The sequence below is a fragment of the Vibrio anguillarum genome (genome assembly GCF_003390515.1).
In the GTDB taxonomy this organism is placed as follows: domain Bacteria; phylum Pseudomonadota; class Gammaproteobacteria; order Enterobacterales; family Vibrionaceae; genus Vibrio; species Vibrio anguillarum.
In genome coordinates, this window is sequence record NZ_CP031479.1 from 2,726,578 (window position 1) to 2,738,383 (window position 11,806).

Genomic DNA, 11,806 nt, shown 5'->3' on the forward strand with positions numbered 1-11,806 from the left:
GATGACTGATGCTACGCTTTAAGCTAATACGGTATTTTGCGCCCAATCTTGATCACTGTTGTTATCTAAAGCAAACGTTGGAACCACATTCACAGCGCGAGAATCATCACGCTCTTCTAATGCTAATGTTGGAAAGCTGGCCTGCTCAACGTGCAGCTTGGTTCTAAGTACAAAAACGGGCTGGTAGCGATACTGATAAGAACGCATCATCAGTAGGCTAAAATCGGTACTGTATTCGGGTACGGTTAAATTATGTTTAACAAAATAGGCAGTACCTTCATTACGCTGCTCTTGATGGATAACCGTAACATTGTTCGCGCTTAGGTTAATCAGTTCACTGCTTTCCCTTGAGCCCGTTCGGCTACTTGTTATGGTCTTTTTTTCAATCGCTTGCCGAGCATAAAACTCAACCGTGACCGATTGGGTATTGAGTAACGCCGCTAAATTGGTGTTGACATAGATAACATGGCTAGCACCTAATGTTTGCATCTGCTGAGTAAACGCCTCGGAGAATTCGGTTTGTGGACCTAAGCGGTACGCTTTAACCGATAGATTGAAAATCAACCCAATAAACCGCTCAAACGCCGTCATCGGGTCTTGCAAATGTGCGTAAGTCGCCGAGGGTGACTGACCAAACGGGCCATTTTTCAGCCACGCTTCCATTGGGGTATCCTTCCAAAACATGTAGAGCGCGAAACCTGCAACGGCTAGCCCAATCCCTAACCATGCCACTGGTCCCATACCAAATAACACTGGAGCGCTGGTGGTAAAAAAACCTGTTGCAACCGTGGTGGTTAGCGTCCCTATCGCCACCATACCCATCGCAACGCTGGCATCAAGATCATTTTCTTGCCAACGGCGCATCGCATCCCAGCCAGCAATACCCGCAGTTAAAAAACCAGCACCAATACTTGCTAATCCTAATCGGCTGATGCTGGAAAACAAACGCACCTTACCATTATCAAACGTCATTTTTTTCACAAGGAAGTCAGGCATAACAATCGCTGGTTTATGTGAGGCTGTCGCCAAACGAGAGGCATTTTTTGTATACAGATTTGAAGCATGAATGAGCGCAATAGTAAGATCCGCCGCGGCACTTAGCGCGTTAGCAGAAGAGTAAAGAGTATCTGTACGCTGAAGCGCTTTCTCAAAATGATGCTGACTCTGTTTCAGGTTAATCAATTCCACTACCGCAATAAAGTAGGGAATTCTGAATTTTTCATAAGCATTACTGACGTTGAGATCCGTACGATTCATATCCCGTAGCGCTCTTTGCGTATTCGCTTGATTGAGGGCCGCCGCCATGCGGCTTTCTTGAGAGACAACCACGACTTTAAGCGGTAACTTAGTACCAACTGCACCTCGACTTCCTGAAATCAGATCACTGGAGCTAAAAGCATTTTTATTGGTCGATGCCACCAATTTGCCCGAACGATCATACAAGCGTCCAAACGCTGACTTCTTCTTCGTGTCGACAAATTCACGATCAGCAGCGCTCAATCCATAACTCAACCCATGACCATGCACGCCAACCACCGTACCTTTAAGCTCAGCGCCACTGACGGGCACATAAGTGATATCTCCCCACATTTTGGCATTAGTGGCTTTCATTAAACCGAGTACAGGGGCATAAGCGGCATTAAATTGGATCACTTTCGCTTCACTGGTGAGATCTTGGCTTAGGTTCAGTAACGTATCAAAGTAACCCTTTAAAATATCATTCATTATACTGGCAATACGCCGTTCAAGGTTAAAAGCCTTTTCCTGGTTGCTATTGGAAGGTGACATAAAAGCCAGATCCATCACTTGTAACTGCTCATCTTGAATGAGCATGTCCTCTTTGGACCACAAAGCTAACGATTCAAGCGTTGCGAATCCAGATCCCGAGTTAAATGGTGCTGGTGCACTATAGCCAGCTTGCTCCAAATTTATCGTACCTTCTTCTGGAAATAATATTCGGTGCAAAGGATGGTTATCTTTTGGAGAGAGGATTTGTCTAGCGGTTTCTAAATAAGGTGAACGGACGTCACTTTCAGGGTTTGACATTTGATCCAATTTATCAATATTCACGCTCAGAGCACTCAGCGCATAGCCAACAATCACATGCGCAGCCGATGCGTTAATATCGTTCATTGAACTGATATCACGCAGCACATGAGCCAATCTCTTCTGGTTCACCTGCAATTGGAGTTTCTCTTGCAATACCTTTACATCTTGGCAACAAAACTGTCGCTCAGTAGTACGTAATGTTCTGTGGAAAAGGCCTCCATAGTAATTGTCTATAGCATTACGATATTGATAGTAAGGATTTTCTTGTTGTCCGAACTTGGCTGGAACCACCAATTTTTGCACTAGCTCTGCAGTGCGATAGTACTTTTGTTGACTCATATCGATATAGACTTGCTGTAAATACCCAACAGCAGATTGAGTAAGAAAAGCGTGATGTCTTAAGTCAAAAAGAGGATCGTCCAATACAATTGCTCTCAGATGACGCTTTTTTGCATCTTCTAAAAAATCTTTCGAGTCACCAATAGTCCACAACTTAGCTTGATTTGGATCTGAGTTGATAATCTCAATCAGTGCGGCTTGCTTAATAGCGTATTCATATCGATGAGGTTGAGCATATTTAAAAACCTGTACCGCCTTATCACCGTCTTCATTCGCGGATAAGATTTCCTCTTTAATGGTTTGGTAAGTGCGTGTTACCCACTCCCCAGAGAGATCACGGTTGAGATTACTTGGCTCAGCAAGAAACAACTCCAACTCTGGCGCTCTTATTCGCATTGGCGGCAGTAAGCTAGCTTTCAATACATCGACATTTCTATCCACATTCAACTGATGAAATGCAACAGCTCGTTGAACTAACTCGTTTTGATTCGCCTCAAGATAATTAAGATATTGTGCACTCCACTGAACTTCTGAAAAGGCAAGATGGATCCGTGCCCCCTTGTTATTCTCTTTAGCCGGTATCCAAATCTCTTTTAGTGCCACACCAGTTGCGATTCGAGCTTCATCTTTAAACGGTTTATCTCTACCAGTACGATATTGGTAAAGATTGACATCTTTAAGAGAGTAATCACCGCTATCTTCTGGGCTAATTTGAATTTCACGCCATACTTTATGGTTGTAAAAGATATAAATAAAACCGGCTCGAACAGGAGCAATTCTCTCTTTATAAGTTAACGATGATTGATAAGTAGGTAAAAGCGTTAAAGGTAAAACTGCATGTACCAAATAACCTTGCTCGTCTTTCTTTCTTGGTATGTCTGCCACATTTTGAAAAAGCGGTAATTTGATTGGTTCACCTTCCGCTTCAATTTTCAGCCAAACATTTCGATTGGCACTCTCATCACACCAATCCCAACTGTATACCGTACTTTCATCAAGTTCAGGATCAATACTCTTTTTCGCTTCTAGAGCAGCCTGCTGTGACATATCAGTTAAGTCATAAAACTCAAAGTCTTGTTCAGAGCCATGTTGTATACCCGTTACTTCAATGAAAAACTTTTTACCATCACAGCTCGGACTTGAAGCAAACTTAGTAGACATATGCATTCTCCCTAGACATTAAGTATTCTATGTGTTCGACGATATTTTCTGATGTTTGATGCGATTTCGAATGAAAATTAAGATCATTGAGGGCAACATCATAGCGCTGTATTAAATGGCGTAATCGAGAAGAAATTTGAGGATCTGTTATCTGGTGTTGTGAGCAGAATAAATGAACCATTTTCTGTTTCTGCCAATTCAACTCTTTAATATTGTTTTCTGTAGCCCACTGCACGATCTCATTTTCATGATATTTATCATTGAGAGCATTTTCCTGAGATTCTGTAAGAAGCCAAAGATTTGAAGCAAGCTCCCCCCCCTCACTAACGACTTTGCTCCATTTAGCTAAATCACTGTATGTTTGACGATAAAAATAAAGGCTGCTGAAACATCCCAACCATTTGCCAGTATCGATCGTATCTGAACGCTCAAAAAAATAACTTGCCACTGAAGAACAATAATAATGAAACAGCCCTCTTCGATTACCTGAGAATTGAATATGTAATCGATTCCTTAGTTGAGCTAAGGCAACATCAAAAGAGACATTAAGTGGTGCAGAAAAATACAGTGTATGTTCTTTAGGTAAGATGTTTGTCATTGGATCTTGCTCATACAATGCAATCAACAAAGGGCTACGATTTAGTAATGACTCAACTGACGTCGATAAATATAACGGCTCAACCAAATGCCCAGAGATCCTCTCATAAACTTCAGCATGCATATTATGGTAATCATTGACTAGAGCAAACCAGTTCACTGCAACGTCATTACAGTGGCTATCGAGAACTAACATCATTTATTGTTTCCACAAGGGCAGTCACTTAACGGACAGCTTCCATCAGAACGCTTTTGACAAACCTGAGTGATTGGCATCTCCGTTTTGATATCGGCTATCACTTGTTGAATTAAACTCGCTGTTGGCAAGCTTAAGACCAGCTCATCCGGCGCACTTGACGCTGCCAGCCCCATAGGCAACACCGCTACAACACCGCCATAACCCGATCCGCTGCCTGCGCTGCCGCCGGAGTTAAGGTTGATCGCAGGCCCGACTAGGTACACGCCGCCGCCATCCACTTTGATAAAACTGCCCGCAGCTTTGATGGTGATCTCATTACCCGCATCTAACACCAACTTATTGCCTGCTTTAAGGTGCACTTCATTACCTGAATCAAAAACCGTTTTTTCACCGATTTTTTGGTGCAGTGAACCACCCACTTCAAGGCTATGATCTAACGCTATTTTCTGACGGCTTTCGCCCTCGACCGTTAGGTGTTGGTTATTTTTGATGTGGCCGAACTGGTCGTTATCCACTGTCAGGTGTTTATCGTGTTTGATGTGGGTGGTGGCATCATTAAGCACTAGCGCTTCATAGTCTTTTTGCGCGTGCAGGTAGATTTTCTCTTGCCCTGCTTGATCTTCAAAACTCAGCTCATTAAAGCCTTCACCTTGATGGGTTTCACTACGCAGTACGGTTTTGGTTTTGTTATCTGGCAGTGTGTAGGGCGCTTTATTGGTGGCGTGATAAGCGCGGCCCGTGACGATGGGTTGATCCGGATCGCCATTTAAAAAATCGACAATCACTTCATGGCCAATTCTTGGGATAGCCATCATGCCATATTGGCTGCCAGCCCAACCTTGCGACACCCTCACCCAACATGAACTGTGTTCATCGCCGTTAGAATATCTGTCCCATGGGAAATGCAGTTTAACGCGGCCATACTCATCGCAGAAGATCTCTTCGCCATCGGGGCCAACCACGTGGGCGATGCATGGGCCATCCACTTGCGGCTTCGTGTACGGTGTTGCGCGCCACGTTACATCGGCCGGGATCAAGGTAAATTGGTTACTGTAGGTTGTTGCACCGCTACCGCCAGACTCTTCTAATGCTTGCGGCTGCTGGCCTTGATGGTTTACTTGCACCACAACCCAATCTCGGTTCGCGCTGTCGTCTAAATGTTCGGCCAAATCAAACAGGGTTCCGGCTTGCAAACGCGCTTCATTGCTTTGCCCTTGTGCGGTACGCGCCTGCCTTCTTAAGTACTCTAAACGAATTTGGTTAAACGCTTTACCGCTCTCATCGTCTTTAAATCGACCCGGGAAATCAAAATGTTCATAGTGGGTCTGCTGGTAATCCATCGCGGTGCCGAGTGCACTTTGCTTAAAACCGTAAGTCGGTTTTTTAAAGCTGTAATCCGCCAATTGGCTTTCCGCCACTTGCGATTGCGTATGGCTGATTAAGTTGGAAATGTAAGGTGTATCAGCGATACCACCAGACAGCACATTGTAAGGGATCGGCGTATCGAGCTTCGTTAAGCCTTGGCTGTCGTCACTGAAAATGAGGGTATGTTTACCTTCTTCATGCAGGAGGTGGTAGACCAAGCCCTCTTCGGCGGCTAAGCGGTGTAAAAAGTGGCTATCGGTTTCACGGTACTGTACGCAGAATTCGCGCTGAAGACATTCTCGTTTAAGTGCGAAGGCATAGTCGTCAATGCCCATCTCTTGTAGCACAATGGAAAGAATTTCAGGTGCAGTTTTAAGCTGGAAGATGCGGCTATTTTGGCGCAGCGACAAGCGCTCTAATGCAGGTACTAAAGTGAGTGAGTAAAAGGTGTGATGATGACCAATATCGCCTTTACTAAACTGGCGCACGATGCCATGCACGCGCTGCACCACACCGCCATTACGGAAAACCGTTAGCTGAGCCGTTTTGTCGACGACATCGATTGCACTCAAAGTTGATTGACGGCTTGCTAGCTCAATGTGGTAACGAAACCCATAACAAGGCTCGCCATTAGCCAGCACACTCTCCGATAAGGATTCTTGTCCTTGGTATTCTCGCACCACAAATGCATCGTCGGCGAGCCCGTCAACCTTTAACGTAAAATTCAGCGTGGCCATCTTCCATCCTCTTTACACTAGAAACAGCAAAGCCTTAAGCAAGTCACACTCATTGAATGCACTTTGCTTAAGGCTAAAAAAGGTGGCTGGCCGGATTGGCTTTGCTTACGCAACATCAACCAGCCACCCAAATCAAAGCTTACGCTTCTACTGGTTTGCGCCAGTCATCTGAACCTGAAGTACCCGCGTTCACGTGATCCCACAGGATTTTACGGTAAGACATAGAAACCGTAACGTTTTGCGTGAAGTCGCCATTCGCAGGATCTTGGCAGTGTGGCATTTCGCAATGAATGTCCACGATAGACGCGCTTTCAAGTTTAGTGGTGAAGAAGTTCTCTTGTTTACCTTCGATAGAAGTGCGGTACCATTTTAGCTCAACCGATTTCATCTTCTCGCCAGACGCCAACGCGTTATAAAGAAGAGGAACCGCTTTATTTAGCGCAACGGTGAATTTGAATGGTTTGTGAACACGTTGACCAGAAGGCTGACCTGATTGTGGGTCAGTCGGTACTGTCACAACGTGGTCAAACATTTGAACCAACATTTGATCTTCATGACCTTCAACGAAAGCATCGCCGATAGAGTCAGTAGAAAGAGCGCCTGCAGTGATGAGACCCTGAGTTTCGCCTTCGATAGAGATATAACATGGAGTTGGCATGACTTAATCCTTATTCAGTAAGAAAAAGCGATGGAAATTGCATCGCGTTATGTAATGTTTCTTAAAGCAAAGGGGATGCCAAAACAAAAATAGTTAAATTTCAATCAATTAGATTATAAGCTTTCATTTTCGAGCAAGAACTTGCTCGTCCGGGTAGAAACTTGCTCGTATCAAGCAAGTTTTCGCTGCGATTTCGCAATACGTCACTCTGTATTGCTTTTCCTAATCTAGCCACAATCTGCGGTAGATAACCTTAGCCACCTCAACTAGAATGCGGATTGAACACATTTTTACTTTGGTTGTATGCTCAAACTATCCAACACTATTGAACTGGCAGACTGGGAAATCGAACTTACTGCGATTCGTGCAGCCGGAAATGGCGGGCAAAACGTCAATAAAGTCTCCAGTGCGATCCACTTACGTTTTGACATCAGACGCTCAACGTTACCGGACATCTACAAACAAAAATTACTCGAAAGACCAGATTCCAGAATGACCAAAGAGGGCGTTATTGTCCTCAAAGCGCAATCTCACCGCACCCAAGAGCTGAATAAAGAAGATGCACTCAAACGTCTCAAAGAAATTATTCTTTCTGCGATGGTGATAGAAAAACCGCGCCGGGCAACCAAACCGACAAAAAGTTCTCAACGTCGGCGAGTTGACGAGAAAAAACGGATAGCGGCCAATAAATCATTGCGCGGTAAAGTCTCTTTTTAAATGAATGGATTGGCAGCAAGGCAAAACAAAGAAGAAAAAATAAGCAGGCACACTCGCACTAAAAACAGCAACGGGAGCACGAAGCTCCCGTCTATTCCAGATCAGCAAAACAAAGGTTCAATTGACATTTTTATATTTTTTACAGCCATTACAAGCTAACACCAAAAATGTCGCATCAACACAAATTTGCTTCATTTTGTGAGCAATAAATTATTTAGTTTTACTAAAAAATCATTGTTGCATCCAAGATTCTAATTTATCTCCAGTTTGAGACGGATTTCATTAAACTGTAAAAAAACAGCCATCAATTACTCACTTAATCGCAGCCAGATTGTCATCTTCCCTCTCTAGCATAAGCACAAAGCATAAAATGCGAGGTTGCTATGCTCACGATAAGCCCTTTTAAATTACCGAGAAAAACGCCGTTTGGACTAGGCGAACACTTCACTGAGTGGGCGACAGGCCTAACTCGTTTAGATAAGTTTTATGCACAACGCCCACCCCATTGCGATACCGCAACATTTTTGCGTTTTACGTTAGAGGTATTGGGTATTGACTACCAAGTGGTGAAAGGATCATTAGCTCAAGTTCCCACTCAAGGCGCGACAGTCGTTGTTGCAAATCACCCACTTGGTTGTGTGGAAGGCGTTATTCTGGCTGAGATGCTGCTTTCAATTCGCTCAGACGTGCAGATATTAGCCAATCACTATTTAAAAACCGTACCAGAGTTAGATTCGCTGTTCATTGGTGTGGATGTTTTTGAAGACAAAGCCGCGCAAAAAGCGAATATGCAAGCCTTGAGAGCTGCCAATAAACACCTTGCTCAAGAAGGGCTGCTATTGATGTTTCCTGCGGGCGAAGTGTCACAATTGGTTGATAGTAAAACGCAGAAACTGGAAGACAAACAGTGGAGCCGTTCAGTCAGCCGACTGATACAAAAGCATCAAGCGACGGCGTTACCTGTGTTCATCAACGGGCAAAATTCGAAACGCTTTTACATGGCCGGAAAAATCCACCCGCTACTAAGAACGTTAATGTTGGGCCGTGAACTGCTCAATAAAAAGCATCAGCGTATCGAAATCGCCATTGGCGATGCGATCAATCATAAAGAAATCCAACATCTGTGTGATGAGACACTGGTCAGCTATTTAAGGCTAAACACCTACCTTTTAAGCCACATCAACCCAACCAAGCGCAATAAAACCAATGATGAGCCGTTACAATCCATTGCACAGCGGCTCCCCCTAAGCGCTTTGTTACACGATATTGAGCAGCTTTCTTTTTCTGATCATCTATTAAGACATAACGAATTCGATGTGTATTGTACCAGCGCAGAAAACATCCCCTCGTTACTGCACGAAATAGGACGAGTGCGAGAGCACAATTTCAGGCTGGTAGGTGAAGGCACTGGCACCGCGCTCGATATCGATCAATACGATCGCAACTACCTGCATCTATTTATTTGGGATCGCGAAGCGCAGAAATTGGTCGGAGCTTACCGTTTAGGCTTAGTCGACCGTATTGTGCCGATAAACGGTATTGCAGGTTTGTACTCACGAACGCTGTTTCAGTATGACCACCGCTTTCTCAATACCATAGGTAATGCAATTGAAATGGGGCGTTCAGTCGTCGACATTGAGTATCAAAAAAGTATGGCTCCGCTATTGCTGCTTTGGAAGGGAATCGCAACCTATGTGCACCGAAACCCGCACTATACGCACCTATTTGGCCCCGTAAGTATCAGCAATGATTACAGTGAAAGTGCGCGCCGTTTATTAGCCGACACCATGACGCAGCACTACTACAATAACCAACACGCCCATTTGGTAGAGGCAAGTAACCCACTCCCCAAGCAACAAGCTCCTTGGAATGCCAGTTTGCTGAGTGCATTGGCTGATTTACAATTGCTTTCAAAAGTGATTGCTCGGTTAGATGAAGGGAAAAGCGTACCAGTGCTACTGCGTCAATACCTCGGTTTAAATGGCAAGTTAGTCAGTTTTAACGTAGACCCTGATTTTAATGATTCGTTAGATGGCTTGATTGTGGTCGATTTACGCAACGTTCCGGTGCGCAGCTTAAGCCGCTACATGGGCACCAAAGAAGCATACGAATACCTCACCCATCACGCGCCTAACCCTTGAAAAGGTTGAGCCGCTTTATTGACAAACTCTTCGGGTAAAAAAAGCGCCAGTCATTACTCTGGCGCATAAAAATTAAAACGTTAAACCCTAAATGCTAAGGATTTGAGACGCAGGATACGTAGATAATGGCGGTTGGAGGGGCGGAGACGGGAATACCATCGCTAAGGAGCAGCGTGTCATGGTTAACAGGATTAGAAAGATCAGTTGTCTTCGACCAGTACCAGTAGTCGGTCGGCCAACTGCGCGCGTTAAACATGTTACCGAATCCAACGTACAGTTCGTTAAGCAACTCATCACTTTCTGCTAAGCGCCAGTTAGTTCGCCCTCCGAGATTCTGAGCATTGTAGATCTCACACAGTGCGTTTGCATTATCCCATTTGAATCGGTAGAAATCACCTATTGGACCATCAATTCCGGTTTCAGTAGCGACATCATTTGCTATTGTACTTCCACCAAGACTATTTAAGTAAGCCACTGATGGTGAGTTGGTAAATAATGTCCCGCTACCTATATCGAAGATATCAATACATACACCAGCTAAGTCAGCACACACATTCACATTCACTTGGTTACTGGCAATGCCATCCTCGATGGCGGTTACCGTTGTAGAGCCCACTTCGACACCAGTAAGCAAACCATCCAACGTCACCGTAGCGGTATTGGTATCGACTGACATCCACGTCACTGACTTGGTGACAGAAGATGAAGTGCCATCACTGTACGTCGCCGTGGCGGTTAACTGTCCGTTTAGACCTTTCGCCACATTGACCGTAGTAGGCGTCACTTGAATCGCAGTAATCACAGCCGAAGAGACAGTGACATTCACCGAGTTACTGATACCATTCTTGGTGGCTGTTACGGTTGTAGAGCCCACTTCAACACCAGTGATCAAACCTGTTGAGGTCACCGTTATTGTATTGGTATCGGCTGGTGTCCACGTCACTGAGCTAGAGATGTCAGAGGAAGTCGTATCACTGTACGTCGCAATGGCCGTTAACTGTTCAGTCTGACCTTTCGCCACACTGACAGGAGAAGGGGTCACTTGAATCGCAGTAATCACAGCCGAGGAGACAGTGACATTGACCGCATTGCTGGCAATGCCATCCTTGGTGGCGGTTACCGTTGTAGAGCCCAGTTCGACACCAGTAAGCAAACCATCCAACGTCACCGTGGCGGTATTGGTATCGCCTGACGTCCACGTCACTAAGCTAGAGATGTCAGAGGAAGTCGTATCACTGTACGTCGCAATGGCCGTTAACTGCTGAGTTTGACCTTTCGCAACATTGACCTGTGAAGGCGTCACTTGAATCGCAGTAATCACAGCCGAGGAGACGGTGACATTCACCGTGTTACTGGTAATGCCGTCCTTGGTAACTGTCATGCTCGTAGAACCCACGCCAACACCAGTGATCAAACCTGTTGACGTTACCGTTGTTGTGTTGGTATCGGCTGGTGTCCATGTCACTGAGCTAGAGATGTCAGAGGAAGTCGTATCACTGTACGTCGCAATGGCCGTTAACTGTTCAGTCTGACCTTTCGCAACATTGACCTGTGAAGGCGTCACTTGAATCGCAGTAATCACAGCCGAAGAAACAGTGGCATTGACCGCATTGCTGGCGATGCCATCTTTGGTGGCGGTTACCGTTGTAGAGCCCACTTCGACACCAGTAAGCAAACCATCCAACGTCACCGTGGCGGTGTTGGTATCGGCTGGTGTCCATGTCACTGAGCTAGAGATGTCAGAGGAAGTCGGATCACTGTACGTCGCAATGGCCGTTTACTGTTCAGTCTGACCTTTCGCAACATTGACCTGTGAAGGCGTCACTTGAATCGCAGTAATCAC

7 protein-coding genes are annotated in these 11,806 nt (G+C 45.1%); 2 read left to right on the forward strand and 5 right to left on the reverse strand.

Annotated features, from left to right (window positions below; genetic code table 11):
- Positions 1-18 precede the first annotated feature (18 nt).
- From DD616_RS15585 to DD616_RS15600, 4 genes are all read right to left on the reverse strand, one after another.
- Complete coding sequence (locus DD616_RS15585) at positions 19-3,549, reverse strand: toxin VasX (RefSeq protein WP_208871896.1); 3,531 nt, start codon at positions 3,547-3,549, stop codon at positions 19-21.
- Positions 3,539-4,345 carry a DUF4123 domain-containing protein gene (locus DD616_RS15590; protein WP_094163458.1) on the reverse strand — a complete coding sequence of 269 codons (807 nt, stop codon included), beginning with the start codon at positions 4,343-4,345 and terminating at the stop codon, positions 3,539-3,541. Before DD616_RS15590 ends, DD616_RS15585 begins: the two co-directional genes overlap by 11 nt.
- Complete coding sequence (locus DD616_RS15595) at positions 4,342-6,447, reverse strand: type VI secretion system Vgr family protein (RefSeq protein ID WP_208871897.1); 2,106 nt, start codon at positions 6,445-6,447, stop codon at positions 4,342-4,344. The genes DD616_RS15590 and DD616_RS15595 overlap by 4 nt, the downstream gene beginning before the upstream one ends.
- Before the next feature lie 139 nt (positions 6,448-6,586).
- Positions 6,587-7,105 carry an Hcp family type VI secretion system effector gene (locus DD616_RS15600; RefSeq protein ID WP_013857791.1) on the reverse strand — a complete coding sequence of 173 codons (519 nt, stop codon included), beginning with the start codon at positions 7,103-7,105 and terminating at the stop codon, positions 6,587-6,589.
- A gap of 303 nt (positions 7,106-7,408) precedes the next feature.
- Here DD616_RS15600 and arfB point away from each other — a divergent pair, with 303 nt between their 5' ends.
- The gene (arfB, locus tag DD616_RS15605; protein WP_017043428.1) at positions 7,409-7,822 is read left to right on the forward strand and encodes an alternative ribosome rescue aminoacyl-tRNA hydrolase ArfB; all 414 of its coding nucleotides are present in this window, start codon (positions 7,409-7,411) and stop codon (positions 7,820-7,822) included.
- 383 nt (positions 7,823-8,205) lie between these two features.
- On the forward strand, positions 8,206-9,963 hold the full coding sequence (locus tag DD616_RS15610; RefSeq protein ID WP_208871898.1) for a bifunctional lysophospholipid acyltransferase family protein/GNAT family N-acetyltransferase: 1,758 nt from the start codon (positions 8,206-8,208) through the stop codon (positions 9,961-9,963).
- Positions 9,964-10,057: 94 nt separating this feature from the next.
- On the opposite strand, the gene DD616_RS15615 is transcribed toward DD616_RS15610, so the two are convergent.
- Positions 10,058-11,734, reverse strand: a complete 1,677-nt coding sequence (locus tag DD616_RS15615) for an Ig-like domain-containing protein (RefSeq protein ID WP_269148164.1) — start codon at positions 11,732-11,734, stop codon at positions 10,058-10,060.
- Positions 11,735-11,806 lie beyond the last annotated feature (72 nt).

What these genes read in the sequence shown, in the direction of transcription:
- DD616_RS15585 (WP_208871896.1), bottom strand. Translation starts at nt 3,549, where the DNA reads ATGTCTACTAAGTTTGCTTCAAGTCCGAGCTGTGATGGTAAAAAGTTT.
- DD616_RS15590 (WP_094163458.1), bottom strand. Translation starts at nt 4,345, where the DNA reads ATGATGTTAGTTCTCGATAGCCACTGTAATGACGTTGCAGTGAACTGG.
- DD616_RS15595 (WP_208871897.1), bottom strand. Translation starts at nt 6,447, where the DNA reads ATGGCCACGCTGAATTTTACGTTAAAGGTTGACGGGCTCGCCGACGAT.
- DD616_RS15600 (WP_013857791.1), bottom strand. Translation starts at nt 7,105, where the DNA reads ATGCCAACTCCATGTTATATCTCTATCGAAGGCGAAACTCAGGGTCTC.
- arfB (WP_017043428.1), top strand. Translation starts at nt 7,409, where the DNA reads ATGCTCAAACTATCCAACACTATTGAACTGGCAGACTGGGAAATCGAA.
- DD616_RS15610 (WP_208871898.1), top strand. Translation starts at nt 8,206, where the DNA reads ATGCTCACGATAAGCCCTTTTAAATTACCGAGAAAAACGCCGTTTGGA.